General features: G+C 66.7%; 24 protein-coding genes. 22 read left to right on the top strand and 2 right to left on the bottom strand.

Annotation, left to right across the window (positions count from 1 at the left end; translation table 11 throughout):
• The first annotated feature begins 87 nt into the window (after window positions 1-87).
• The 19 genes from CH274_RS12565 to CH274_RS12475 all read left to right on the top strand — a co-directional run bounded on the left by CH274_RS12565 (window position 88) and on the right by CH274_RS12475 (window position 22,329).
• A complete protein-coding gene (locus tag CH274_RS12565; protein ID WP_094657634.1) occupies window positions 88-1,689 on the top strand; it encodes a UDP-N-acetylmuramoyl-L-alanyl-D-glutamate--2,6-diaminopimelate ligase in 1,602 nt (533 codons plus the stop codon).
• A complete protein-coding gene (locus CH274_RS12560; RefSeq protein ID WP_094657633.1) occupies window positions 1,686-3,194 on the top strand; it encodes a UDP-N-acetylmuramoyl-tripeptide--D-alanyl-D-alanine ligase in 1,509 nt (502 codons plus the stop codon). The genes CH274_RS12565 and CH274_RS12560 overlap by 4 nt, the downstream gene beginning before the upstream one ends.
• On the top strand, window positions 3,191-4,276 hold the full coding sequence (mraY, locus tag CH274_RS12555) for a phospho-N-acetylmuramoyl-pentapeptide-transferase (protein ID WP_032394385.1): 1,086 nt from the start codon (window positions 3,191-3,193) through the stop codon (window positions 4,274-4,276). The genes CH274_RS12560 and mraY overlap by 4 nt, the downstream gene beginning before the upstream one ends.
• Before the next feature lie 3 nt (window positions 4,277-4,279).
• Window positions 4,280-5,752: a UDP-N-acetylmuramoyl-L-alanine--D-glutamate ligase gene (gene murD / locus CH274_RS12550; protein WP_094657632.1), complete on the top strand. Its 1,473-nt coding sequence runs from the start codon at window positions 4,280-4,282 to the stop codon at window positions 5,750-5,752.
• Window positions 5,749-7,335 carry a putative lipid II flippase FtsW gene (ftsW, locus tag CH274_RS12545; protein ID WP_094657631.1) on the top strand — a complete coding sequence of 529 codons (1,587 nt, stop codon included), beginning with the start codon at window positions 5,749-5,751 and terminating at the stop codon, window positions 7,333-7,335. The genes murD and ftsW overlap by 4 nt, the downstream gene beginning before the upstream one ends.
• Complete coding sequence (murG, locus tag CH274_RS12540) at window positions 7,332-8,474, top strand: undecaprenyldiphospho-muramoylpentapeptide beta-N-acetylglucosaminyltransferase (RefSeq protein WP_217901423.1); 1,143 nt, start codon at window positions 7,332-7,334, stop codon at window positions 8,472-8,474. The genes ftsW and murG overlap by 4 nt, the downstream gene beginning before the upstream one ends.
• Before the next feature lie 63 nt (window positions 8,475-8,537).
• Window positions 8,538-10,043 (top strand): UDP-N-acetylmuramate--L-alanine ligase, encoded by a 1,506-nt coding sequence (gene murC / locus CH274_RS12535; RefSeq protein ID WP_045194912.1) that lies wholly within the window; start codon window positions 8,538-8,540, stop codon window positions 10,041-10,043.
• On the top strand, window positions 10,040-10,834 hold the full coding sequence (locus tag CH274_RS12530; protein WP_179275722.1) for a cell division protein FtsQ/DivIB: 795 nt from the start codon (window positions 10,040-10,042) through the stop codon (window positions 10,832-10,834). Before murC ends, CH274_RS12530 begins: the two co-directional genes overlap by 4 nt.
• Before the next feature lie 171 nt (window positions 10,835-11,005).
• The gene (gene ftsZ / locus CH274_RS12525; protein ID WP_045194914.1) at window positions 11,006-12,280 is read left to right on the top strand and encodes a cell division protein FtsZ; all 1,275 of its coding nucleotides are present in this window, start codon (window positions 11,006-11,008) and stop codon (window positions 12,278-12,280) included.
• Window positions 12,277-13,044, top strand: coding sequence for a peptidoglycan editing factor PgeF (pgeF, locus tag CH274_RS12520; protein ID WP_094647711.1), 768 nt, complete (start codon window positions 12,277-12,279; stop codon window positions 13,042-13,044). The genes ftsZ and pgeF overlap by 4 nt, the downstream gene beginning before the upstream one ends.
• A gap of 19 nt (window positions 13,045-13,063) precedes the next feature.
• Window positions 13,064-13,819, top strand: coding sequence for a YggS family pyridoxal phosphate-dependent enzyme (locus CH274_RS12515; RefSeq protein ID WP_094658011.1), 756 nt, complete (start codon window positions 13,064-13,066; stop codon window positions 13,817-13,819).
• An 83-nt stretch (window positions 13,820-13,902) separates the two neighbouring features.
• Window positions 13,903-14,550, top strand: a complete 648-nt coding sequence (locus CH274_RS12510; RefSeq protein ID WP_094657630.1) for a cell division protein SepF — start codon at window positions 13,903-13,905, stop codon at window positions 14,548-14,550.
• Window positions 14,551-14,632: 82 nt separating this feature from the next.
• Window positions 14,633-14,920 carry a YggT family protein gene (locus tag CH274_RS12505; RefSeq protein WP_032394379.1) on the top strand — a complete coding sequence of 96 codons (288 nt, stop codon included), beginning with the start codon at window positions 14,633-14,635 and terminating at the stop codon, window positions 14,918-14,920.
• 160 nt (window positions 14,921-15,080) lie between these two features.
• Window positions 15,081-15,932: a DivIVA-like cell division protein Wag31 gene (wag31, locus tag CH274_RS12500; RefSeq protein WP_032394378.1), complete on the top strand. Its 852-nt coding sequence runs from the start codon at window positions 15,081-15,083 to the stop codon at window positions 15,930-15,932.
• A gap of 75 nt (window positions 15,933-16,007) precedes the next feature.
• Complete coding sequence (locus tag CH274_RS29180; RefSeq protein WP_094657629.1) at window positions 16,008-16,190, top strand: hypothetical protein; 183 nt, start codon at window positions 16,008-16,010, stop codon at window positions 16,188-16,190.
• 307 nt (window positions 16,191-16,497) lie between these two features.
• Window positions 16,498-19,635 (top strand): isoleucine--tRNA ligase, encoded by a 3,138-nt coding sequence (gene ileS / locus CH274_RS12490; RefSeq protein ID WP_094647713.1) that lies wholly within the window; start codon window positions 16,498-16,500, stop codon window positions 19,633-19,635.
• Window positions 19,632-20,282, top strand: a complete 651-nt coding sequence (locus CH274_RS12485; RefSeq protein ID WP_094657628.1) for a peptide deformylase — start codon at window positions 19,632-19,634, stop codon at window positions 20,280-20,282. The genes ileS and CH274_RS12485 overlap by 4 nt, the downstream gene beginning before the upstream one ends.
• Window positions 20,283-20,344: 62 nt before the next feature.
• A complete protein-coding gene (locus CH274_RS12480; RefSeq protein WP_441346938.1) occupies window positions 20,345-21,646 on the top strand; it encodes a DNA polymerase IV in 1,302 nt (433 codons plus the stop codon).
• 197 nt (window positions 21,647-21,843) lie between these two features.
• A complete protein-coding gene (locus tag CH274_RS12475) occupies window positions 21,844-22,329 on the top strand; it encodes a hypothetical protein (protein WP_176459229.1) in 486 nt (161 codons plus the stop codon).
• A 96-nt stretch (window positions 22,330-22,425) separates the two neighbouring features.
• Here CH274_RS12475 and CH274_RS12470 read toward each other — a convergent pair whose 3' ends face one another.
• Together CH274_RS12470 and CH274_RS12465 are read right to left on the bottom strand one after the other, a co-directional pair.
• Entirely contained in the window at window positions 22,426-23,169 is a 744-nt protein-coding gene (locus tag CH274_RS12470) for a hypothetical protein (RefSeq protein WP_094657627.1), read from the bottom strand.
• On the bottom strand, window positions 23,166-24,128 hold the full coding sequence (locus tag CH274_RS12465; RefSeq protein WP_256993566.1) for a hypothetical protein: 963 nt from the start codon (window positions 24,126-24,128) through the stop codon (window positions 23,166-23,168). The genes CH274_RS12470 and CH274_RS12465 overlap by 4 nt, the downstream gene beginning before the upstream one ends.
• A gap of 89 nt (window positions 24,129-24,217) precedes the next feature.
• On the opposite strand from CH274_RS12465, the gene lspA reads away from it, so the two are divergent.
• The 3 genes from lspA to CH274_RS12450 are packed head-to-tail and all read left to right on the top strand — an operon-like array spanning window position 24,218 to window position 26,438.
• Window positions 24,218-24,850: a signal peptidase II gene (lspA, locus tag CH274_RS12460; protein ID WP_094631690.1), complete on the top strand. Its 633-nt coding sequence runs from the start codon at window positions 24,218-24,220 to the stop codon at window positions 24,848-24,850.
• Complete coding sequence (locus tag CH274_RS12455) at window positions 24,847-25,773, top strand: RluA family pseudouridine synthase (RefSeq protein ID WP_032394372.1); 927 nt, start codon at window positions 24,847-24,849, stop codon at window positions 25,771-25,773. The genes lspA and CH274_RS12455 overlap by 4 nt, the downstream gene beginning before the upstream one ends.
• Window positions 25,773-26,438, top strand: a complete 666-nt coding sequence (locus CH274_RS12450; protein WP_094657626.1) for a hypothetical protein — start codon at window positions 25,773-25,775, stop codon at window positions 26,436-26,438. Before CH274_RS12455 ends, CH274_RS12450 begins: the two co-directional genes overlap by 1 nt.
• Window positions 26,439-26,471 lie beyond the last annotated feature (33 nt).

Raw genomic sequence — 26,471 nt, 5'->3', positions numbered from 1 at the left:
GGCTCGGGCGTGTTCGTTCGGCTGCCGCCGCGGCGTGATCGAGCCGTGGCAGGCGCGCGGCCGGCAGTAGAGAGGAAGGGAGCAGGAGTGACTGTGTCATCGGATTCACAACCGGCTCCGGGTTCACGTCCGGCGCATCCACCGCACACCGAAGTCCGGGAGGTGGCGTCTGCGGTCGGTGCAACGATCGACGAGGGCGACCCCGCCGGTGTGAGCGTGACCGGTATCGATCTGCGCGCACAGTCCGTTGTTCCCGGCGATCTCTTCGCGGCACTGCCCGGATCGTCGCGACACGGTGCCGAGTTCGTCGCAGACGCGGTCGAGCGTGGTGCGGTGGCGGTGTTCACCGACCCGGCCGGACTCGAGATCGTGCGGGGCGCTCTGGCAGGTACCGATCGACAGGTTCCGGTGCTCGTGCACGACCGTCCGCGCCAGGTGTTGGGGACGGTCTCCGCTCTGGTGTACGGCAACCCGTCGTCGAAGATGACCGTCATCGGTATCACCGGTACGTCGGGGAAGACGACGACGTCCTATCTGCTCGAAGCAGGCCTGACCGCAGCCGGTCGTCGGTGCGGTCTGATCGGCACCATCGAGACACGTGTGCTGGGCCGGCACGTGCCGAGCGCGCTCACCACGCCCGAGGCTCCGCAGCTGCATGCCCTGTTCGCGGTGATGGTCGAGGAGGGCGTCGACACGGTGGTGATGGAGGTGTCCTCGCACGCGTTGTCCCTGGGCCGGGTCGACGGCACTAGCTTCGCGATCGGTGCGTTCACCAATCTTTCGCAGGATCACCTCGATTTTCACGATTCTCTCGAGGACTACTTCGCGGCCAAGAGTCGCTTGTTCGCGGCCGACTCGGCGGTTCGTGCCGAGACCGCCGTCGTCTGTGTCGACGACGCGTGGGGCGTGCGGATGGCAGACATCGCTCGGTCGGCCGGGTCGACCGTGGTGACCGCGTCGACCGGTGCCGATTCGCAGTGGACGGTCTCGGACTGGGCCAAGCACGACGACGGAACGCAGTCGTTCACCGTCGCCGATCCGCAGGGTGCGTCGCTGCCGGTCTCGGTCCGGTTGCCGGGGCGCTACAACGTCGCGAACACCGTCCTGGCGTTGGCGACCTGCGCAGTGGCCGGGGCCGATGTACGCAGCGCCGTGACCGGGGTCGCGACGGTCGACGTGCCGGGTCGCGTGCAGCGGATCGATCGCGGGCAGAACTTCCTGGCAGTGGTCGACTACGCACACAAACCTGCGGCCGTCGAGGCCGTGCTGGCAACGTTGCGCGAATCCTCGCGTGGACGGATCGCGGTTGTTCTCGGAGCAGGCGGCGACCGCGATACCGCGAAGCGTCCCCTGATGGGTGCCGCCGGAGCGCGCGGTGCCGAGCTGTTGGTGGTGACCGACGACAACCCGCGCAGCGAGGATCCGGCCACCATCAGGGCGGCCGTCGAGGACGGCGCGCTGTCGGTGCCGGACGAGGCCCGCGGCGAAGTACGGAACGTGGCAGGCCGCGCAGCGGCGATCGAACAGGCCGTGGCGTGGGCACGCGAAGGGGATGTTGTGTTGATCGCAGGTAAAGGGCACGAAACCGGCCAAGAGGTAGCGGGCGTGAAGTATCCGTTCGACGACCGAGTGATACTCGCCTCGGCCATCGATGCGCGCCGGGTCGGCACGAGCGCGGGCGTACGGTGATCCCGCTCTCGATCGACCGAATCGCCGAGATCGTCGGAGGCACGGTGCACGACGTGCCGGATCCGACGGTCGTGGTGTCGGGACCGGTGGAGTTCGACTCCCGCAAGGTCACTGCCGGCAGTATCTTCCTCGCCCTTCCCGGAGCGAAGGTGGACGGCCACGACCATGCCGCCGACGCGGTTGCCGCGGGTGCGGCACTGGTGCTGGCTGCGCGTCCGGTGGGCGTACCGGCCGTGGTCGTGCGTCCCGTTCCGCACGACAGTCGCGCGATGGCACTCGAGAACGACCCGGACGGCTCCGGTGCGGCAGTGTTGACCGCTCTCGGCGCTCTGGCCCGCGCATCGGTGCGCGAGTTGACGGCCGAGCACGGTCTGACCGTCGTCGGCGTGACGGGATCCTCGGGGAAGACCTCGACCAAGGATCTGATCTCTGCAGTACTCGAACCCCTCGGTTCGGTGGTGGCACCGCCCGGATCGTTCAACAACGAACTGGGACATCCCTGGACGGCGCTGCGAGCCGATGCCGAGACCGACTTTCTCTGTCTGGAGTTGTCCGCCCGAGGAATCGGCCACATCGCCGAACTGGCCACGCTCGCACCGCCCCGGATCGGGGTGGTCCTCAACGTCGGAACCGCGCACCTGGGCGAGTTCGGGTCGCGCGCGGCCATCGCACTGGCGAAGGGCGAACTGGTCGAGGCTCTGCCGAGTGCTGCCGACGGGGGAGTGGCGATCCTGAACATCGACGATCGGCTCGTCGCCGAAATGGCAACTCGCACAACGGCATCCGTCGTCACAGTGGGGCGCAACGTGGAGGCGGACATCAGAGCACTCGACGTGCAGGTCGATACCGACGCCAGAGCGTCGTTCACGCTCGACTGCGCAGCGGGTTCGGTACCGATCACCCTGGCGGTACACGGCGAGCATCAGGTCGGCAACGCTCTCGCAGCCGCCGCTGTCGCACTCGAGTGCGGCGCGACGCTGACGCAGGTCGCCGAGGCGCTCGGGGCTGCCGCACCGACGTCGATCAGGCGAATGGACGTCCGCACCCGCGCCGACGGCGTCACCGTCGTCAACGATTCGTACAACGCCAACCCCGATTCGATGCGCGCCGCACTCAAAGCACTGGTGTCGATGTCGCGTCGCGACGACGGACCCAAACGCCGCAGCTGGGCGGTGCTGGGGGAGATGGGCGAGCTGGGTTCGGACTCGGTGGTCGAGCACGACGCGATCGGCCGCCTCGCCGTCCGCCTCGACGTCGATCGCCTGATCATCGTCGATTCCGGCCGTCCTACTCGCGCATTGCACCAGGGTGCGGTCATGGAGGGTTCGTGGGGCGAGGAATCGATGTTGGTGCCCGACCGTGAAACGGCGATCGACGTACTGCACGAGGAGGTGCGTCCCGGCGACATCGTGCTGGTGAAGGCCTCGCAGTCCGGGGCGATGTGGACAGTCGCGGACGCCCTGCTGGCCGACGCGCCGAGCACCACTGCGGAGGGTGAGCAGTGAGGCAGATCCTGTTCGCCGGAGGTATCGCACTCGCGGTCGCGATCCTGCTGACCCCGGTGCTGATCAAGACCTTCTCGAAACAGGGCTTCGGCCAGGAGATTCGAGTGGAGGGCCCGGCGAGTCACCAGTCCAAGCGGGGCACACCGACAATGGGCGGCGTCGCAATTCTGGTCGGCATCTGGGCCGGCTACTGGGGCTCGCACCTGATCGGCATCGGGTACGACGCGGACGGTCCGTCGGCGTCGGCCCTGCTCGTTCTCGGCCTGACCACAGTGCTCGGTCTGGTCGGCTTTCTCGACGACTTCATCAAGATCCGCAAACAGCGCAACCTGGGCCTGAACGCCACCGGCAAGTACGTCGGTCAGATAACGGCGGCCGTGCTGTTCGCGATTCTGGTGTTGCAGTTCCGGAGCGAGAGCGGGCTCACTCCCGGCAGCACTCAACTGTCGTACGTGCGCGACATCGCCACCTGGTCGATGTCCGCGGTGGTCTTCGTGTTCTTCGTCTGCCTGCTCGTGATCGCGTGGTCCAACTCGGTCAACCTCACCGACGGACTCGACGGCCTCGCCGCCGGATCGATGACGTTGGTACTCGGCGCCTACACCGTCATCACGTTCTGGCAGTACCGCCAGGCGTGCGCAGGACCCGCCGGGCCTGCCCCCGGCTGTTACGACGTTCGAGATCCCCTCGACCTGGCCCTGGTCTGCGCCTCGGCCGCCGGTGCCTGCATCGGCTTCCTGTGGTGGAACGCCGCGCCGGCCAAGATCTTCATGGGCGACACCGGATCCCTTGCCCTCGGCGGTCTGATCGCGGGCCTGTCGGTGGTGACCAAGACCGAGCTGATCATGGTGGTCATCGGTGCACTGTTCGTCGCCGAGGCCGCATCGGTCGTCATCCAGGTCGCGGTGTTCCGATCCAGTCGCCGACGAGTGTTCCGCATGGCACCGTTCCACCATCACTTCGAGTTGGCCGGATGGGCCGAGACGACGGTGATCATCCGATTCTGGTTGTTGGCCGCCATCGCGTCGGCCGTCGGACTCGCTCTGTTCTACAGCGAGTATCTCGCTGCTGTCGGCGGATAGGGCATGGACGAATCTGTGCCCGACTCTCGGACCGATCTGACCTGGTTGCGCGGCAGTTCGGTGCTGGTGACCGGAGCCCGCATCTCGGGACTCGCCGTCGTGCGACCACTGCTCGATCTCGGTGCCGTCGTCACGGTCACCGACTCGAATCGCGCCGCGCTGGACGAGGCGTCGAACTCCGGTGCTGCGGTGGTGCTGCAGGACGACCTGCTCGCCGATCCCGCGGCACTCGCGGCGTTCTCGCTCGTCGTCACCAGCCCGGGGTTTCGACCCGACTCTCCGGTGTTGGCAGCGGCCGCGAAGATGGGCATTCCGGTATGGGGCGATGTCGAGTTGTCCTGGCACGTGGACCGGGTCGAGCTGTACGGACCCCGAACTCGGTGGCTGGTGGTGACCGGCACCAACGGAAAGACGACCACCACCTCGATGCTGGCCTCGATACTCGACGCCGCAGGCATCGAGTCGGTTGCCTGCGGCAACATCGGACTCCCCATCGCCGACGCGTTGCGCGGTTCCCCGCATCCGAGTGTGCTCGCGGTGGAGTTGTCGTCGTTCCAGCTGTTCTGGGCTCCCTCGGTGCGTCCGGCTGCGGGGGTGGTGCTCAACATCGCCGAGGATCATCTGGATTGGCACGGCGGTATGGACGGTTATGTTCAGGCCAAGGCTCGTGCGTTGAACGGCGACGTCGCGGTGGTCGGTCTGGACGACTCGCGGGCGGCGGGGCTGTCGGCCGGGTCTGCCGCGTCGACCGTCGTCGGTTTCCGGTTGGGTGAGCCGGCCTCGGGTGAGCTGGGTGTGCGTGACGGGGTGCTCGTCGACAACGCGTTCGGTGAGAACGTCGATCTTCTCGCGGCGGACGACGTGGAGCCGAGCGGTCCGTCCGGTGTCCTCGATGCGCTCGCGGCAGGCGCGCTCGCACGGTCGATCGGGGTTGAGGCAGGCGCTGTTCGGCTGGGGCTGCAGACCTATCGAGTGGGACCGCATCGTGCAGCGGTGGTGCGCGAGCTGGGTGGGGTGACGTTCATCGACGATTCGAAGGCGACGAACCCGCATGCCGCTCGCTCCTCCATCTCGGCGCACGATCGCGTCGTGTGGATCGCGGGTGGGCTGTTGAAGGGAGCGGTGATCGACGATCTGGTGATCGAGATCGCCGATCGGCTCGTGGCTGCGGTCGTTCTCGGACGCGATGGGATGCAGATCGCAGAGGCTTTGGCGCGACACGCGCCCGATGTTCCGGTCGTCAGGCTCCCTTCGGGAGACGATGCTGGTGTGACTCATGGTGCTGAAGATGCTGATGCGGTAATGCGGGCGGTCGTGGCCCACGCGGCCGAACTCGCTGCTCCGGGGGACACGGTCCTGCTGGCCCCGGCTGCCGCGTCACTGGACATGTTCGCCGACTACGGCCACCGCGGCCGTAGCTTCGCCGAGTCGGTCCAGCTCCTCGAAGCCACCGACATCGGATCGCCGCGATCGTGACCGCCGCAGGCCAACCGCCTCGTCCGGCTCGACGCGCCGCCGCTCCACGTACCCGAATCGGCCTGTGGTTCGGCAGGCCGCTCGCGTCCTTCCACCTCATCGTCACGATCGCAGTGCTGCTCACGGTGCTGGGCCTGGTCATGGTCCTGTCGGCGTCGTCCGCCGAATCCTTCGCAGCAGACGAGTCCGGGTACGCCCTCTTCACCCAGCAGCTGATCGGTGTCGCGCTGGGAGTCGTCGCGTTCTACGTCGCTCTCCGGCTGCCGGTTCGGTACCTCAGAAAGCTGTCGTTTCCACTGTTCCTGGTCTCGATCACCATGCTGATGCTGGTGCTCATTCCCGGTATCGGTGCCGAACGCCAGGGTGCACGCCGCTGGTTCGACTTCGGCGTCGTGTCCTTCCAGCCGTCCGAGCTCGCCAAGGTGGCACTTGTTCTGTGGGGTGCCCACCTGTTGGCCTCGCGCCGCAGCGAACACGGCAACATCAAGTCACTGTTGGTGCCGTTGCTGCCCGCGGGACTGCTGATGTGTCTGCTCGTCGTGCTGCAGCCGAACCTCAGTACCGCCATCGCCCTCGGCATCATCCTGGTGGCTCTGCTGTGGTTCGCAGGCCTCAACGCTCGGCTGTTCGGTGCGGTGCTGACGACCGGTCTGGCGCTGGCAACCGTGCTCGCGTTCACCGCCGGTTACCGCTCCAATCGCGTCAAGGCATGGCTGAATCCGGGTGAGGACACCCAGGGCCTGTCGTATCAGTCCACCCAGGCGAAATACTCGCTGGCCGACGGCGGACTGTTCGGTCGCGGGCTCGGACAGAGCCGCGCGAAGTGGAGTTACCTCCCCAACGCGCACAACGACTTCATCTTCGCCATCATCGGCGAGGAACTCGGGATGATCGGCTGCCTGGCGGTCATCGGTTTGTTCGGCCTCTTCGTCTACACCGGCCTGCGCATCGCCATGCGTTCGGTGGATCCGTTCCTGCGTCTGCTGACCGCAGGTGCCACGTGCTGGGTGTTCGGTCAGGCCATGATCAACATCGGCTACGTCGTCGGGCTGCTTCCTGTGACAGGCCTGCAGCTGCCGCTGGTGTCCTACGGTGGTACCTCGACCGCGATCACGCTGCTGATGTTCGGCATCATCGCGAGCGCCGCCCGACACGAACCGGAGGCGATCGCAGCCCTGCACGCTGGGCAGGAGGGCCGTATCGCGCGAGCTCTGAAGCTTCCGCTGCCCGCCGTGTTCTCGCCCAAGCGAGCCGCGATGGCGCGGTCGAAGTCCACCCGCCCCACGCTGGCGGCGCAGGATCGCAAACGCATCGAGGCCCGTAAGGGCCAGGGCAAGGACGGGCGCGCAGCGAGAGCAGCCGAGCCCGGACGTGCTCGCACGCGGGTCTCCAGTTCACGGACCGACACGATGTCGCCCAGATCGACCGCACATCGGGGCGAGTCACCCCGCGGCAACCCCCGTCGGAGCGAGCCCGTCCGGCGAGAACCCGCCGCGGGATCGCGTTCGGCATACCGTCCGCGGCCGGAACCACAACCCGGCCGCCCGCCTGTCCGCTCGGGTGAGCGAGGATATCGACGGTGAACCAGACATCTCGACCGATTTCCGTCGTGGTCGCCGGGGGCGGAACGGCCGGGCACATCGAGCCCGCGCTCGCTGTGGCCGACGCCTTGCGCGTCCTCGACCCCACCGTCACCGTCACCGCTCTCGGTAGCAGCCGTGGTCTGGAGACGACTCTCGTTCCGGCTCGCGGGTACGCACTCGAACTCATCCCGCCCGTTCCGCTGCCCCGCAAACCCACCGTCGACCTGCTCAAGTTGCCGCTTCGCGTCGTGCGCTCGGTGCGACGCACCCGCGAGATCTTCGCGGCCGTCGAGGCGGACGTGCTCGTCGGATTCGGCGGCTATGTCGCGTTGCCGGCCTATCTCGCGGCCCGTGGTCGATTGTTCGGCCGTGGCGGCCGAATACCTGTGGTCATCCACGAGGCGAACGCGCGAGCGGGCATCGCCAACAAGGTCGGTGCCCGGTCGGCCGAGCGGGTGCTCGCCGCGGTCGCGGGCTCGGGGATCGCCGCGCGCGGTGCTGCCGACGCCGATGTGATCGGAATTCCCGTGCGTCCCACCATCACCGGCCTCGATCGGGCTGCCGTCCGCGCGGAGGCTCGCGCCCACTTCGGCCTGCCCGACAGCGGTCCGGTGCTGTTGGTGTTCGGCGGCTCGCAGGGGGCCCGATCGCTCAACGACGCGGTGTCCGGAGCCTCTGCGGCCCTGGCCGCAGCCGGCATTTCGGTTCTGCATGCTCACGGTCCGAAGAACTCGCTCGACGTCGAGCAACGTGATCCGGACGCGCCGTACGTCGCGGTGCCGTACATCGACCGGATGGATCTGGCGTATGCGGCTGCGGACCTGGCGATCTGCCGGTCCGGTGCCATGACGGTCGCCGAGGTGTCCGCGACCGGTCTGCCTGCCGTCTACGTACCCCTACCGCACGGCAACGGCGAGCAGGAACTCAACGCCCGTCCTGTGGTCGACGCCGGAGGTGGCATCCTGGTATCCGATGCGACACTGACCGAGCAGTACGTGAGCGAGACGGTGGTCTCGCTGCTGGCCGACACCGAACGAATTGCCACCATGTCTCGTGCCGCCGCCGGTGCCGGGCACAAGGGCGCAGCGGCTGCCGTCGCGCAGATCGTGCTCGATACCGCGCACGCGGCGCGGCGCTGAGCCCGGCGGCGGCGAGCATGAGAAGAGAACGAGGGAGACGTCCGCGTGACAACTGAGGGTGCGATGTCGAATCTGCCGACAGAGCTCGAACGAGTACACATGGTGGGCATCGGCGGTGCCGGAATGTCCGGCATCGCGCGGATCCTGCTGGCGCGCGGGGGACAGGTGTCGGGTTCGGATGCCAAGGAATCGCGCGGCGTACTCGCACTGCGCGCACGCGGTGCCCAGGTCCGCATCGGTCACGACGCCGGTGCCCTGGACATGATCGAGGGCGGACCCACCGTGGTGGTGACGACCCACGCCGCGATTCCCAAGACCAATCCCGAACTCGTCGAAGCGCGTGAACGCGGAATCCCGGTGGTGTTGCGGCCGGCCGTGCTGTCCTCGCTCATGCAGGGATACCGCACGTTGTTGGTCTCGGGAACGCACGGAAAGACGTCGACGACCTCGATGCTGGTGGTCGCGCTCCAGCACTGCGGGTTCGATCCGTCGTTCGCCGTCGGGGGAGAGCTGAACGAGGCCGGCACCAACGCCCACCACGGCAGCGGCGACGTGTTCGTAGCCGAGGCGGACGAGAGCGACGGCTCGCTGCTGCAGTACAGCGCCGACGTCATCATCGTGACCAACATCGAGGCCGATCATCTGGACCACTTCGGCACCACCGAGGCCTACGTTCAGGTGTTCGACGACTTCGCTGCGCTCCTCGGTCCCGGCGGTGTACTCGTGGCCTGCATGGACGACCCGGGTTCGGCGGCGCTCGCTCGACGTGTGGTCGAGCGCGACCTTCCGGGCGTGAAGGTGTTGGGTTACGGGTCCTCGGATGTCGACGCCGGTCCCGTCGAGATGGCCGTTCGACTGCTGGCATGGGAGCCCGAGGACATCGGCGGCGTCGCGCAGTTGCAGATCGCAGGCGAGGACGCGGCCCGCACCGTACGGCTCGGCGTCCCCGGCCGGCACACCGCACTCAACGCGCTGGCGGCGTTCGTCGCGGCGCGTCAGGTCGGTGCCGGAGTCGAGGAACTGCTGGCCGGACTCACCGGTTTCGGCGGCGTGCATCGGCGCTTCCAGTTCACCGGACGTGAGCACGGCGTGCGCGTGTTCGACGATTACGCGCACCACCCCACCGAGGTGCGCGCGGTGTTGACGGCCGCGCAGGCTCTCGTTGCAGGCCAGGACCGTTCGGGTCACGAGCAGGGACGGGTGGTGGTGGTGTTCCAGCCGCATCTGTACTCGCGGACCGCGACGTTCGCCGAGGAATTCGGTGCCGCGCTGTCCTTGGCCGACGAGATCGTCGTGCTCGACGTCTACGGCGCACGTGAGGAACCGTTGCCGGGGGTGACGGGGGCACTGGTTGCCGCTTCGGTGACCAAGCCGGTGAACTATCAGCCGGATCTGTCGTTGGTGGCCAAGCAGGTCGCCCATCTGAGTCTGCCCGGCGATGTCGTCATCACGATGGGCGCGGGTGACGTGACCATGCTCGGCGGACCGATTCTCGATGCGCTTCGCTCGAAGACCGATTTCGGTGCTGCGACCGGCCGCGGGGTACCGAAGGATCGGCCGTCGACGTGAGTCGTCGCTCCGATCGAGTCCGTTCTTCGAGGTCGGGAACAGCTGCAGGAGAGGGTGATTCGTCGGCCGCGGTCACCGACAAGCAGGCACGCGCGCTGGCGCGCGAGCAGGAGCGCGAACGGGTGAAGCGGTCGCGGCGCAAGGCCTTGGCCATCGCCCTGGTACTGGTGGTCGTCGTGGTGGGATCGGCTGCGCTGGTGTACTTCACACCGCTGTTGTCCGTACGCACCATTGCGGTCGCGGGAGCATCGTCGGTCTCCGAACAGGAGATCCTCGACCGGCTCGACGTACCCGTCGGCCTTCCGCTGGTTCGGGTGGACACGGCGGCTGCGGCGCAACGGGTGGCCACGATTCCGGCGCTGGCCACGGTCCGTGTGCAACGGAAGTATCCGTCCACTGTGCAGGTGACGGTGGAGGAGCGGGTTCCGGTGGCGTTCTTCGATTCTCCGGACGGCACCCATCTCCTCGATTCGACCGGGGTCGATTTCGCGATCGCGCCGCCACCGCCCGGGGTGGTGCGTCTGGTGACCGACAACCCGGTGTTCGGTGATCCGGTGACGAAAGATGCACTGGCGGTTCTCGATACGTTGCCACCGCTGCTGCGCGATCAGACAGGAGAGCTGCGGGCGAGCACGTTGTCCGACATCTCCATCCTGCTGCTCGACGGGCGCACCGTGGTGTGGGGCAGCAAGGACGACTCCGAACGCAAGGCCGCGGTGGCCATCGCCCTGCTGTCCCAGCCCGGCCAGATCTTCGACGTGTCGAGTCCGGATCTGCCCACCACCAAATAGTTTCGACGCGTCGACGGGATTTTCTCGCGCGGCGTCGGCGCGCCTAATGGCGATAGTCGTCGGCGATGAATAGCGTTTCGACCAGTTCAGTACTTGACATAACTCTAAGCCTGTGGTTTAGGTTGAGGGTTTTCCACATTTCACGCAACAATCCACGGAAGGCGAGAGCCCATGACGCCCCCGCACAACTACCTCGCCGTAATCAAGGTCGTCGGCATCGGCGGCGGCGGCGTGAACGCGGTCAACCGCATGATCGAACAGGGACTCAAGGGAGTCGAGTTCATCGCGGTCAACACCGACGCTCAGGCCTTGCTGATGAGTGACGCAGACGTCAAGCTCGACGTCGGTCGCGAACTGACCCGCGGACTCGGCGCTGGTGCCGATCCCGAGGTGGGCCGCCGCGCAGCGGACGACCACAAGGACGAGATCGAAGAGGTGCTCAAGGGTGCCGACATGGTGTTCGTCACCGCAGGCGAGGGCGGTGGAACCGGTACCGGTGGCGCTCCCGTCGTCGCCAACATCGCTCGCAAGCTCGGTGCGCTGACCGTCGGTGTCGTCACCCGGCCGTTCTCCTTCGAGGGCAAGCGGCGCGGTGGCCAGGCCGACACGGGCATCCAGCAGCTCCGTGAGTCCTGCGACACGCTCATCGTCATCCCCAACGATCGACTGCTCCAGCTCGGCGACGCCGCAGTCAGCCTCATGGACGCGTTCCGTAGCGCCGACGAGGTACTGCTCAACGGCGTCCAGGGCATCACCGACCTGATCACCACTCCCGGTCTGATCAACGTCGACTTCGCGGACGTCAAGGGCGTGATGTCCGGCGCGGGCAGTGCATTGATGGGCATCGGATCCTCACGCGGCGAGGGTCGAGCCATCAAGGCGGCCGAATCGGCGATCAACTCGCCGCTGCTCGAAGCCTCGATGGAAGGCGCTCGCGGAGTGCTGCTCTCGATCGCCGGTGGATCCGACCTGGGTCTGTTCGAGATCAACGAGGCTGCCTCGCTGGTGCAGGAAGCCGCGCACATCGACGCCAACATCATCTTCGGCACCGTGATCGACGACTCGCTCGGTGACGAGGTCCGCGTGACCGTCATCGCCGCAGGCTTCGACGGCGGAACCCCGACGCGGCGTCCGGTGGAAGCGGCCGCCTCCACACGCGGTCCGATCGGATCGGCTCGCTCGGGCGAGGTGTCGTCGCGGTCGAGCGACAGTTCGGACGGTGCGGTGTTCCGCGACCCGGTCGGCGCTCCGAGCGGTAGCAGTCTGCCGCCACTGAACTCGTCGAGTTCGTCCAATCGTGAATCGTCGAGCCGCGAATCCGCAGCCGGTTACGGCCGTGACTCGGCCGGCCAGGGCCGCGAGTCCGTCGGTTCCGGCCGTCGCGTGCCCATCGCCGAGGACGAGGGCGAAGACGACGTCGATGTGCCGTCCTTCATGCGGCGGTGAGTGACACCTCATCCCCAGGTCCGTTTCGGGTCCGACGCGTCTCGACGACGCGAGCGGGTGGCGTCTCGGCACCGCCGTTCGACACGTTCAACCTCGGTGACCACGTCGGTGACGACCCCGCTGCGGTGGAGGCCAACCGTCGACGCCTCGGCGATCGATTGGGCATGGGGCTCGGACGGCTCGTCTTCATGGAGCAGGTCCACGGACGTACCGTCACGGTGGTCGACGGTCCGGTGACCGAGCCGCTACCGATGACCGATGCGTTGGTGACGACGCACCGCGATCTCGGCTTGGTGGTGTTGACTGCCGACTGCGTGCCGGTGCTGCTCTCCGACGAGGAGGCCGGAGTGATCGCCGCCGTGCATGCCGGACGGGTCGGAGCCCGCATCGGCATCGTTCCCCGCGTGTTGGCCGCCATGGTCGAGCTCGGTGCGGTTCCGGCGCGGATCGGCGCGTTTCTGGGTCCGGCCGCGAGCGGTCGCCAGTACGAGGTGCCCGCGTCCATGCGAGCGGACGTCGACAAGCACCTGCCCGGCAGCGCGACGACAACCGTCCGCCACACGCCCGGGCTCGACATTCCCGCCGGTATCCGGGCTCAACTGCTCGCCGCGGGCGTGTCCGCGGTGGCCCAGGATCCGCGCTGCACCATCGAGGACCGGACGTTGTTCAGTCACCGGCGCGAAGGATCCACCGGCCGCATTGCCAGCGTCGTCTGGATGGACAGCACATCCCCAGGTGATCGGCCCGAATCGGCCGATCGGTGAACGGGCAGGGAAGGTTGTCATGAGCGAACTCAGCGGCAGCGCGTCGGGTACTGGCAGGGCGCAGGAGATCGAGACGGCGTTGACGTCGGTACGCGAGCGGTTGCATCGCGCGTGTGTCGACGCGGGCCGGTCGCCTGCCGATGTGGCTCTGCTCCCGGTGACGAAGTTCTTCCCTGCGTCGGATGTGCGGATCCTGTACGACCTCGGATGCCGCGATTTCGGAGAGTCGCGGGAGCAGGACGCGTCTCCCAAGGTCGCCGAGACGGCCGACGACTTCAGTGGCGATCCACCGCGGTGGCACATGATCGGACACCTGCAGCGAAACAAGGCCAAGTCGGTCGCCGCGTGGGCGCACTCCATCCATTCCGTGGACAGTGCGCGGTTGGTGACTGCGCTGTCGAAGGCGACAACGGCGGCACTGGACGAGGGTGTGCGCCGGACCGGACTCGACGTGATCGTCCAGGTCAGTCTCGACGGGGACGTGCATCGCGGAGGCGTCGAACGCGACGAACTGCACGCGCTCGCCGATGCGGTGGCCGACGCGTCCGGGTTGCGGTTGGCGGGGTTGATGGCGGTGCCGCCGCTCGACGCCGATCCGGACGCCGCATTCGCCGACCTCGAGAGTCTGCATCGTCGACTGTCGGCCGATCATCCCGGAGCGCTCGAGCTGTCCGCGGGCATGACCGGAGACCTGGAAGCTGCTGTGCGCCACGGATCGACGTGCGTGCGTGTCGGTACCGCAATACTCGGCGCGCGGCCGATAGCCTCGCAATAACAGTCCATGGATCACATCAGTCACAACAGACACTTGCGAACCTGGAGATGGACAGTAGACACACCGCCACGGAAGGCAGAACGATGAGCACCCTGCACAAGTTCAAGGCGTACTTCGGCATGGTTCCGCTCGCCGACTACGAGGACGACTACCTCGACGATCCGGACACGCGACGCAGCTCCCGTGGTGGTCGCGACAGCCACGACGACATCGACGAGCGTGAGTTCGTCAAGCCGTCCTTCGGTGGATCGCGGCATGCGCAGGTCGAGGACGACTACGACGATTACGAGGCACCCCGTCCGGCGGCCACGCTGGCACCGATCGGTGGACGAGGCCGTGGCGCGGCACCGACCACGCGAGGTGCGGCAACCAGAGGAGCGCTCGCCATGGACACTCGGATGGATGTGCGGGCGGAGACCCGACGCAGCCCGATCGTCGACGACGGCGGCCCCCTCTCGAAGATCACCACGCTCCGACCGCGTGATTACAGCGAGGCTCGCACCATCGGTGAGCGCTTCCGCGACGGCACTCCGGTCATCATGGACCTGGTCGAGATGAGCAACGCGGACGCCAAGCGCCTGGTCGATTTCGCTGCCGGGCTCGCCTTCGCGCTGCGCGGTTCGTTCGACAAGGTAGCGACGAAGGTCTTCCTGCTCTCGCCGGCCGACGTCGACGTCTCACCGCAGGAGCGCAGGCGGATCGCCGAGACCGGCTTCTACAGCCAGCAGTGAGACATTTGCTGTTCGGAGCGGTAGTTCAGGGCTGTGACCAGCGCGCTTTGCTCAGCCCGGCGAAGTCAGGCAGAGTATAGCCGTGATCGTGTTCACGGTGATCAACATCGTATTGTTTCTTTTTTGGCTCCTTCTCATCGGTCGAATCATCGTCGAGTTCATCAGGACTTTCGCGAGAGATTGGCAACCGACCGGGTTGGTCGTCATCGTGCTCGAGGCGATCTTCACCGTCACCGACCCGCCGGTGAAGTTCCTCCGGAAGATAATTCCGCCGCTCAACCTCGGTGGAGTGCGACTGGACCTGTCCATCATGGTCCTGCTGTTCGTGGTCTTCATCGCGTGGAATGTGACCAGTGGTCTCGCGGCCTGAGGCCGCAGATGAAATGTTAGAACGCGGGACCCAGCGCATGCTGCGTGTCCTGTGTGACAGAATGGACGCCAGTTACAGTTTGATTGTTCTGCACTCGCGCGGAATGGCATATAACTGAATGCTTGCTCTACCGCCCCAAGACGCGTGAAGGGATCCTTCCATGCCGCTGACTCCAGCTGATGTGCACAATGTCGCGTTCAGCAAGCCGCCCATCGGTAAGCGCGGTTACAACGAAGACGAGGTCGACGCTTTTCTCGACCTCGTCGAGCAAGAGTTGTCGCGACTGATCGAAGAGAACGCCGACCTACGCCAGCGGGTCGGTGAGCTCGATCAGGAGCTTGCGGACGCCAAGAGCGCTGCGCGGCAGAGCCCGCAACCGGCTCAGGCCGCGGCACCGAAGGCCGAGCCGCAGCGCCCGGTGGATCCCCCCAAGCCACCGCCCGTGGTGCAGCAGCCCGCGCCGGTCGCGCCCGTTGCAGCAGCTCCGCAGCAGAGCGGCGACTCCAACATGCAGGCCGCCAAGATTCTCGGCCTCGCTCAGGAGATGGCCGATCGTCTCACCGGTGACGCCAAGTCGGAGTCCGAGCAGCTGCTCGGCAATGCGCGCACCAACGCCGAGCGTCTCGTGTCGGATGCACGGACCCGTTCCGAGTCGATGATGGCCGAGGCTCGCCAGAAGTCCGAGTCGCTGTTGTCCGACGCGCAGACCCGGTCCGAGACCCAGCTGCGTCAGGCCAAGGAGAAGGCCGACGCACTGCAGGCCGACGCCGAGCGCAAGCACACCGAGATCATGGCGACGATCAACCAGCAGCGTTCGGTGCTGGAAGGTCGAATCGAGCAGCTCAAGACGTTCGAGCGCGAGTACCGCGTGCGGCTCAAGTCCTACCTCGAATCGCAGCTCGAAGAACTCGAGAACCGTTCCTCGGCGCTGCCGGTGGACAACGGGCAGGACAATTTCAACCAGGACAATCAGTCCTCGGGGTACAGCCAGTCGTACGCCAAGGGCAACTGACGCACCACCGACCTCCGACGCTGTCGATCGTGGACAGCGTCGGATCAGGTTGTCGCGTCGAGTGGTGAGCGAGGAATGGGTGTGTTGGTCCTGACTCTCGGCGCGGCTGCGATCGGTTTCGGCTTTCTGGTTATCGCCCTGATGACGGGATCCGTCGTCTGGGCCTGGGCGTGCATCGCCGTCTGCATCGTGGGTGCTGTTCTACTTCTGGTCGGCGCGCTCACGGGCCGACGGCCACCGCCCGAGCTCGACAGGTAGCATCACGATTCGCAGGTGTCAGATTCACAGGTGTCAGATTCAACGGCGTCGATCCGGCCATCACCGGGGAGCTTTCGGAAGAACGACGTCGGTACGAAGCACCCAGGTGCTTGGGAACGGTGTTCAGTAGAACCGAACGGGTGAGCCCGTCACAGCTCGTCTGGAGTGGCGCACTCCGACGATATGGTCGTCGAGAGCGTGCAAGCGGGGTGGTACCGCGGTATCGGGCGTACGAATCGCCTGGATGTCGTCCCCGTGCCAACTTTGCGTCGCGTCTGAGACGTGGCCGGCACGGAGGAGACTTGACATGACAGATGCAACCGAACGTCCGAACTCGGGGTCCTACCCATTGGTGGACCTCGCCGAGGGCCGCTCGGGCAGCGTCCCGTTCCCGGATCTCGAGCGCATCGTTCTGCACGAGTGGGCCGAGGACGGCACCTTTCGTGCCAGCATCGACAATCGAGCAGGTGCGGACGAGTTCGTCTTCTACGACGGCCCTCCCTTCGCGAACGGCCTGCCGCACTACGGTCACCTGCTCACCGGCTACGTCAAGGACCTCGTCCCGCGATTCCAGACGATGCGGGGCAAGAAGGTCGAGCGTCGCTTCGGGTGGGATTGCCACGGTCTGCCCGCAGAGCTCGAAGCGGAGAAGCAGCTCGGCATCAAGGACAAGTCCGAGATCGACGAGATGGGCCTGGCGAAGTTCAACGCCTACTGCAAGCAGTCGGTACTCCAGTACACCGACGAGTGGCGGGACTACGTCACCCGGCAGGCGCGATGGGTCGACTTCGACAACGACTACAAGACCCTCGACGTCGACTTCATGGAGTCGGTCATGTGGGCGTTCAAGACGCTGCACGACAAGGGCCTGATCTACCAGGGATACCGGGTGCTGCCGTACAGCTGGTACGAGCAGACACCGCTGTCCAATCAGGAGACCCGCCTGGACGACGCCTACAAGATGCGTCAGGATCCCGCGGTCACCGTCACGATGCCGTTGACGGCTCCCGGCTCGCCCCTGGACGGTGCGAACGCGCTGATCTGGACCACCACGCCCTGGACCCTTCCGTCGAACTTGGCGATCGCGGTGCACCCGGAGGTGCAGTACCTGCAGGTGCGAGGCGCGGACGGTGAGCGTTACGTGCTTGCCGCTGCACGTCTTTCGCACTACGCGAAGGAACTGGGGGAGGAGCCGGAGGTGCTCTCGGAGCACACCGGTGCCGAGTTGGTCGGGCTGTCCTACACACCTCCCTACGATTTCTTTCTCGGCCACGAGAACTCGCACCGTGTGCTCGAGGCCGACTACGTCACCACCGATTCGGGCACCGGAATCGTCCACCTCGCACCGGCTTTCGGTGAGGAGGACATGGACGTCGCCACCGCGAACGGTATCGAGGTGGTGCAACCGCTCGACGCGGGCGGAAAGTTCACCTCGCTGGTGCCGCCGTACGAGGGTCTGATGGTGTTCGACGCCAACCCGGTGATCATCAAGGATCTCAAGGCCTCGGGTCGGTTGCTGCGGCACGAGACCATCGAGCACTCGTACCCGCACAGCTGGCGCAGTGGTCAGCCCCTGATCTACATGGCGGTGCCGTCGTGGTTCGTCGCGGTCACCAAGTTCCGTGATCGGATGGTCGAGCTGAACCAGGAGATCACCTGGGTTCCCGAGCACATCAAGGACGGCCAGTTCGGCAAGTGGCTCGAAGGTGCACGCGACTGGAACATCAGCCGAAACCGCTACTGGGGCAGCCCGATCCCGGCGTGGACCTCCGACGACCCGGCCTACCCGCGTCTGGACGTGTACGGCAGCCTGGACGAGCTCGAGCGTGATTTCGGCGTGCGACCGACCGATCTGCACCGCCCGTACATCGACGAGTTGACCCGGCCCAACCCGGACGATCCGACCGGCAAGTCGACGATGCGTCGCGTCCCCGAGGTGTTGGACTGCTGGTTCGAGTCGGGCTCGATGCCGTACGCGCAGGTCCATTTCCCGTTCGAGAACGAGGAGTGGTTCTCCACACACAACCCGGGCGATTTCATCGTCGAGTACAACGGCCAGACGCGAGGCTGGTTCTACACCCTGCACGTACTGGCGACCGCGCTGTTCGATCGCCCGGCGTTCAAGACCGTTGCCGCACACGGCATCGTGCTCGGTGACGACGGACTGAAGATGAGCAAGTCCAAGGGTAACTACCCCGACGTCAAGGAGGTCTTCGACCGCGACGGCTCCGACGCCATGCGGTGGTTCCTGATGTCCTCACCGATCCTGCGTGGCGGCAACCTCATCGTCACCGAGCAGGGTATCCGCGAAGGCGTTCGCCAGGCATTGCTGCCGATCTGGAATGCGTGGAGCTTCTTGCAGCTCTACGCGTCGAAGCCCGGGCAGTGGCGAACCGATTCGCCGAACGTGCTCGATCGCTACGTGTTGGCCAAGCTGTCGGCCACCCGCGACGCGATCACCGATGCGCTCGAGGGCAACGACATCGCCGGTGCCTGCGACGAGCTGCGCACGTTCTGCGATGCACTGACCAATTGGTATGTGCGCCGGTCGCGTTCGCGGTTCTGGAGCGAGGACGCCGACGCCATCGACACCCTGCACACCGTGCTCGAGGTGCTCACTCGCATCGCCGCCCCGCTGTTGCCGCTGATCAGCGAGGTGGTGTGGCGTGGACTGACCGGTGGCCGCTCGGTGCACCTGACCGACTGGCCCGAGGCAGGCGAACTGCCGTCGGATCCCGAACTCGTCGAGAGCATGGACGAGGTCCGCACCGTGTGCTCCACGGTGCTGGGTCTGCGCAAGGCCCAGAATCTGCGCGTGCGGTTGCCGCTGCCCGAGGTGACGGTCGCAGCCGCCGATGCGGAGCGGCTGCGTCCGTTCGTCGACATCATCTCCGACGAGGTCAACGTCAAGAAGGTCGATCTCACCGAGGACGTCGCCGTACACGGAAAGTTCGAGCTCGTCGTCAATGCCCGTGCCGCGGGCCCGCGTATCGGCAAGGACGTCCAGACGGTAATCAAGGCCGTCAAGGCAGGTGATTGGTCGGAGGACGCCGACGGAGTCGTCAGCGCGGCAGGCATCGCGTTGCTACCGGAGGAGTACACGCGCAAACTCGTTGCCGCCGAGCCCGAATCGACGGCACCGTTGCCAGGAAACGCCGGACTTGTCGTGCTCGATTCCGCCGTCACCGAGGAGCTCGAGGCGGAGGGCTGGGCCAAGGACCGCATCCGTGAACTCCAGGACGCCCGTCGCAATCACGGATTCGACGTCTCGGATCGAATCGACATCGTCATCGACGTCCCCGAACATCGGCAGGCATGGCTCGACACTCATCGTGATCTGATCGCAGGCGAGGTGCTCGCGCTCTCGCTGGTCGACGGACACGTGGGGGACGACGGCAGCGATCTCGGCGAGGGAGTGCGAGCAGCGATCACCAAGTCGTCATGATCGACGGCGACGCCTCGGTCGACGCCGTTCGTGAGCTTCTCGCCGAAGCTCACGGCGGCGTCGTGCCCATCGTCGCCGCGGGCCACCCGGTTCTGCGGTCGAGGGCCGTGCCGTACGCCGGGCAGCTCGACTCCGAGACTTTCGGGGAGTTGATCGAGGTGATGCGCGCAACCATGCACGACGCTCCCGGTGTCGGTCTGGCTGCCCCGCAGATCGGCATTCCGTTGCAGATCGCGGTGATCGAGGATCTGTACGAGGTGGGAGCGGACGTCGCTCGTGTCCGAGAGCGCACGCCGCTTCCGTTCCGGGTACTGATCAATCCGCGGTACACCCCGGTCGGGCCGCGGACGGCGGACTTCTACGAGGGATGTCTCAGTGTTCCCGGCTACCATGCGGTCGTCACGCGAGCGGCGGAAGTCCGGCTCGAATGCACCGACGAGACCGGGCGCGCGATCGACGAGGTGGTCAGCGGCTGGCCGGCGAGGATCGTGGCCCACGAGACCGATCACCTCCACGGCACCCTGTACGTCGATACCGCCCACACGCGATCGCTGACCACCAACGAGACGTACGGCGAACTGTGGTCGGATCCCACACCCGAACGGGCCGCGCACGCTCTCGGATTCGCCACCGACGACCGTCGTTGACGACCGTGCCCGATACCGCCGACCACACCCTGCGGAGTCGTCGATGGGTGCTGCACCTGGACATGGACGCGTTCTTCGCCTCCGCCGAACAGTTGACGCGACCCACGTTGCGGGGCCGCCCGGTTCTCGTCGGTGGCGCGGGCGGGCGGGGAGTGGTGGCCGGTTGCAGCTACCAGGCCCGCGCGTTCGGAGCGCGCTCGGCCATGCCGATGCATCAGGCTCGCCGACTGGTGGGGGCCGGGGCCGTGGTGTTGCCGCCGCGGTTCGTTCTCTACTCGGAGCTGAGCCGACGCGCCTTCGAGGCACTGCGGGGACCCATGCCCGTCCTCGAGCAACTCTCGATCGACGAGGCGTTCGGTGAGCCGCTCGAACTGGCCGGGGCGACGGTTCGCGAGGTGGAGCAGTTCTGCGCCGGCCTGCGCGCACTGATTCTCGCCGAGACCGGGCTGGTCGCCTCGATCGGTGCCGGATCCGGAAAACAGATCGCCAAGATCGCGTCGGGACTGGCCAAGCCCGACGGCATGACCGTCGTCGCTCCGGGAATTCAGGCCGAGCTGATGGCGGCTCTTCCGGTGCGGAAGCTGTGGGGGATCGGACCGGTGGCGGGAGAGCGTTTGCGGCGGTTGGGCATCGACACCATCGGCAAGTTCGTGGCCACGCCCGAGTCCGAGGTGGCATCGATCCTCGGGGCGACGATGGGACCGAGCCTGCATCAGCTCGCACGCGGAATCGACAATCGAGTCGTGGCCGAGCGTGCCGAGGCCAAACAGGTCAGCGCCGAGACGACGTTCGCCCAGGACCTGATCTCTCTCGCGCAGCTTCGCCCGGCCATCGAGTCCATCGTCGACTCGACGCATCGCCGATTGCTGAAGGACGGTCGGGGTGCCAGGACGGTGGTACTCAAACTACGCAAGTCCGACATGAGCATCATCACTCGATCGGCCACGTTGCCGTACGCCACGGTGGACAAGCAGACCATCGTGGCAACGGCGCAGCGGCTTGCCGTCGATCCGGTCGATGTCGGTCCGATCAGGCTGGTCGGGGTCGGATTGGCCGGGCTGTCGGCCGTTCGGCAGGGATCGCTGTTTCCCGAACTGGAGTACGAGCCGGTCGCCGATGCGACCGAGGAGTCGCCCGCCCCGATCGAGGCCGCCGCCGATGTCGTCGTCCCGGAAGGCCCTCGGTGGCAGCCGGGTATGGATGTGCGGCATCCCGACTTCGGCCACGGCTGGGTGCAGGGGGCCGGTCACTCGGTGGTGACCGTCAGATTCGAGACTCGCACCACCGGGCCGGGAATCGCGCGTACCTTCGCGGAATCGGACGAGAACCTGGTCGTCGCCGACGTTCTCGACAGCCTCGAGTGAGTTGTGGCCTGGCTGAGGAAACTCTGTGAGGTTTCACAGGTATGCCGATCGCGTTGTGACTCGGGCGTGTCGAGCTGACATAGTGGACCAGGTCCGAGACGACCCCATTCCAGACGACCGACGAGTCACAGAACGATCGAGATGTGACTCAGAGTGAAAAGGACAAGCACTTGAAGCTTCGCAACACCCGACGGGCAATGGTTGCCGGCATCGCCATCGCCGCAGCGCTCACCATGACCGCCTGCAGCTCGGAAGGCGGTGACGAGCCGACCGCGACCACGACGGCTGTCACCACCTCTGCGGTTGCCGCTCCCGACGCCGGTGCGTACCCCCCCGTTCCGACCGTCGAAGAGCTGAACGCCGAGCTCGCCCGCGGGCTCGATCCCAACGTTCCGGTCGAGGAGAAGGCCGCCCTGATCCAGGGTGCATCCGCCGATCCGGATCTGATCAACCAGGTCGCCGCCGCTGCAGTGGCCAACAACGCCCAGATCGAGATCACCAGCATCGACGATCTCGGCACCGGCGTTCTCAATGCCGGCATCACGATCACGCTCAACGGCCAGGCCAACCCCGGCACCTTCCAGTTCGTCCCCGAGGACGGCGTGTGGAAGCTCTCCAAGGAGAACGCCTGCGGCATCGTCTCGCTCGCTCAGCTGACCAGCCCGGCGTGCCCCGCACCCTGAGTCCTGCCGATCGTCTCTGACCGACAGTAGAACTGCCGGTGACATGTCCCCTCGGGGATGTGTCACCGGCAGTTTTTCGTGGGACGACCGCCCGGTTCACATGCTCGGTGTGACCGATCGAATGCGCTCGACGGCCGCCTCGGCGACAGCGGTGACCGTATCGGGTTCCAGGCCACTCCGATCGGAGACGACGATCTGGACGACCGTCGAATCGACCACGGCCACCACCACGTCGGAGATCAAGGTGAACCCTTCACTGCTGGTGGTCAGGCGTACCGAGGCCGATGCGTCACCGACCGACGACTGCTCCCGGCCTGCCAGCGAATAGTCGACGCTCACACCGTCCGCATCCGTACCACTGAACGTCGTGCACCCCGCCCACGCCTGCTGAATCGCCGTGAACGCCTCGGCCGTGCCCGTATCGGAGTAGCTCGCCGCATCCTCGTCGATCGACGAGAAGTTCGGTCCCGAGAAGCGGGCGACTGCGGTAGACGTCGCCCCGCCCCGCTGCTCCGAGATCGGAGCCAGGACAGCGGCGCATTCGGCCGGGTCGGTACCGGACCTGTCGGGGGAGTCGTACTCGGGAGCCGGGTCGAGCCCCAGATCCTGGACCGGGTCGGGGATCGAGGAGAACCCGTCCGGGAGGTCGCCGAGACCCAACATCGCCGCGACCAGGACGCCGGAGTCGGTGATGGGGGTGCCGAGCACAGGATCGGGCGCGGGGACGGAGCTGGGTGCGGCTGCAGGGCTCGGGGCAGGCTCGTCTGCACCGCACCCGGCCGCGGCGACGCCGACCAGCGCCAGCGCCGCCAGCAGCTGCGTCGTGGTCCGCGCCGTCATCGGGCAGCCCAGCCGATGGAGTCTCCGACGGTCTGGCGCAGCACCGTCGTGCTGTCGGGATCGGTGTACATCTGCTCACCACCTGCAGTGATCGACCCGCCGACGGGGAGTGGACGGGTCAGATCGATCTCCAGCGTTCCCGAGCCGGTGAAGGTGTACGTCGCGATGTTCAGTGTGCCGGCGTTGTCCGGCAGGTTCCATGTCGACGATTCGGGCGTCTGGGTGATCGCGACGTCCAGGGTCGCTCGGTCACCGTCGAGCGCTCGCAGCGTGACAGTGCTGCGCTGGTTCAACGTGATGCCGCTCAGTACCTGCTGATCGACCGTCCATACCGCGCCCACTCCCACCTCTGCGTCGGGGAAGTCGACGGAGCGGTACACCGCGGCGTTCAACGACCGTTCGATCGCCGCGCGGGCGGTATCGAGCGCGGCGTCGGCGGGGGTGATGTGCAGTGCGGTGATAGCTCCGGAGTCGGTGCTCGCCAGCCGCGCCGTCGAGCCCTCGGAGGCGGCGAGTGCGTCGGTCAGTCCCTCGTCGGGTGACGTCGCAGCTCCGATGGTGAGCTCGACGGATCGGGTCGCGCCGGTAGCAGCGTCGTCGTCCGGCACGGTCTCGGACGTCGACGCGGACAGGGGCACGGTCAGATCGGGACTCGAGAAGTCCTGCGGAGCACCGTTGTCGATCTGCTGCGACACGGTGGATGTGGTGGTCAGGTCCACGGTCTGCTCGTCGGAGTCGGAGGTGTCGAAAGCCAGCACGCGCCGTGGCTCGGCACCGGGGTCGACGACCGTCGTGGTCGTCGGTGTCACGGCGATCGTCACCTCGTTCGAGGACGCGGCCTGATCGGGAGCTGGATCGGTGTCGGCGTCGGTGCTCGAACATCCGGCGACGAGTGCCACTGCACAGCAGGCAGCGAGAAAACCGGAGCGGACGGTGCGGTTTCGATCGGTCGTCTTCACGCGCACCAGGCTACTGACACCGCCCGCGGTGACCGGTGGTGCGCGGCACGGATGAGGACCCACCGCCGTCCATACGCCATGATGGACAGGTGAGTGAAGACCGCGCCGACGATCCGCCAGCCGAGACGAGTAGTGTTCCGGCACCGAACGAGACCGCGGACTCGCAGGTGACCGAAGCCGACAGCGCCGAGATCGGACTTTCGAAGCCGCTCAAGACGCGGTTGCTGATCGTGATCGCGGCCGTGATTCTTCTCTTCGATCTCGTGACCAAGATTCTGGTCGTGCACTACGTCGAGCCCGGCAACCCGATCGAGATCGTCGGAGACGTCGTGACGCTGCGGCTGGTACGCAATCCCGGTGCGGCGTTCTCGATGGCCACCGGAATGACCTGGTTGCTCACGGTCGTGGCCGTCGCGGTCGTCATCGGGGTGATCAAGATCGGTCGGACGCTGCGATCGCCGTGGTGGGCACTGGGATTGGGTCTCGTTCTCGGCGGCGCACTCGGCAACCTGATCGACCGCTTCTTCCGTGCACCCGGCCCGTTCCAGGGACACGTCGTCGACTTCGTGTCGGTGGGCTGGTGGCCGGTGTTCAACGTGGCCGACTCGTCCATCGTCTGTGGTGCCATCCTGCTCGTCGTCCTGAGCCTGTTCGGGTTCGAGCCGAACGGTGAACGAGCCGGCAAGTCGAGTTCCGACGCCGCAGGCGAGGCCGACAAGTGAGGGAATCGCGCTCGATGCCCGTCCCCGACGGCCTGGACGGAATGCGGGTGGACGCCGGTCTGGCTCGGCTGCTCGGGCTCTCGCGTACCGTCGCCGCGACCCTCGCCGAGGAGGGCTCGGTTCTGGTCGATCACGGTGCCGTCGGCAAGTCCGACCGGCTGGCCGCCGGTTCGTGGCTCGAGGTGACGCTGCCCGAGCCCGCCCGTGAGCTGACGATCGAGGCGGAGCCGGTCGAGGGGATGGAAATCCTCTACGCCGACGACGACATCGTGGCCGTGGACAAGCCGGTCGGGGTCGCTGCGCACGCCAGTGTCGGCTGGACCGGCCCCACCGTCATCGGTGGTCTCGCGGCCGCCGGATTCCGTATTTCGACCTCCGGTGCGCACGAGCGGCAGGGCATCGTCCATCGCCTCGACGTCGGCACGTCCGGGGTCATGGTGGTCGCCACGTCCGAGCGGGCGTACACCGTGCTCAAGCGGGCGTTCAAGGCGCGGACCATCGACAAGCGCTACCACGCACTGGTGCAGGGCCACCCGGATCCGAGCAGTGGAACTATCGATGCCCCGATCGGTCGACACGGCAGCAACGACTGGAAGTTCGCCGTCCGAGCCGACGGCAAGCCCAGCGTCACCCACTACGACACGGTCGAGGCGTTCCAGGCCGCGAGCTTGCTGGACGTGCACCTGGAAACCGGTCGTACGCACCAGATCAGGGTGCACTTCTCGGCGCTGCGGCATCCGTGCTGCGGTGATCTGACCTACGGAGCCGATCCACGGCTGGCCGAACGGTTGGGCCTGGAACGGCAGTGGCTGCACGCTCGCTCGCTCGGCTTCGCGCATCCGTCCGACGGCCGCTGGGTCGAGATCGAGAGCAAGTATCCGGCCGACCTCGAGCACGCACTCGAGGTGCTTCGGAAGGCGTGATGCGCAGCAGGGGAGTCTCCGGAGTGCTCGGCGGCGTCGTTGTCGCGGCACTCGTGATCGGGGCGCTCGCCGTGATCGGGCACCTGAATCCGGTACGACAGTCGATCGTGAGTACCGACCGCCTCGGCCCGGACAGTGGCGAGCAGGTGGCCGAGTACCTGGCCCGCGCCGAGGAGAGTCTGCGCAGCGACACCACCGAACCTCGATGGGGCTCGGTGTCGTTCGATCGCGAACTCACCGCCGAGCAGGTTCGTACCGTCGCCGACGGGGTCCGTATCTCGCAGGTGTTGGTGCGTGTTCCGCTCGACCGCGTGCAGACTCCGATACTCACCGTGGGTGTACCCGGCAGTGAGCGCTCGGTACTGAATTCGACCGCGCGTGCAGCGAGCCTGGCGGCGGCGTCGTTCGGGGTGGGGGACCGGCAGACGCAGATCGCCGCAGTGTCGCAGCGACGTCTGCTCGACGGGTGCGCCTGTGTGGTGACAGTGGTGGTGCGCGGGACCCCTGCCGAGTTGACCGAGCTGGCCGGCCGGCCCGATGTGCGAGCGGTGCAAGCTCTTCCGCCGGATGCGGTGTCCGGCAAGTTCGCGGTCGAGCCGCTTCTGCCGGAGTACGTCGACGTCGTCGGGCCGCTTCCGGACGACGGTCTCGTGCCGACCGAATGAGGCGATTTCTCGTCGCATCCGTCACACCCGTCA

Source organism: Rhodococcus sp. 06-418-5, assembly GCF_002258285.1.
Taxonomy (GTDB): Bacteria; Actinomycetota; Actinomycetes; order Mycobacteriales; family Mycobacteriaceae; genus Rhodococcoides.
Note: the sequence above shows the minus strand (reverse complement) of the source record. Positions and strands in the feature narration are given on the sequence as shown.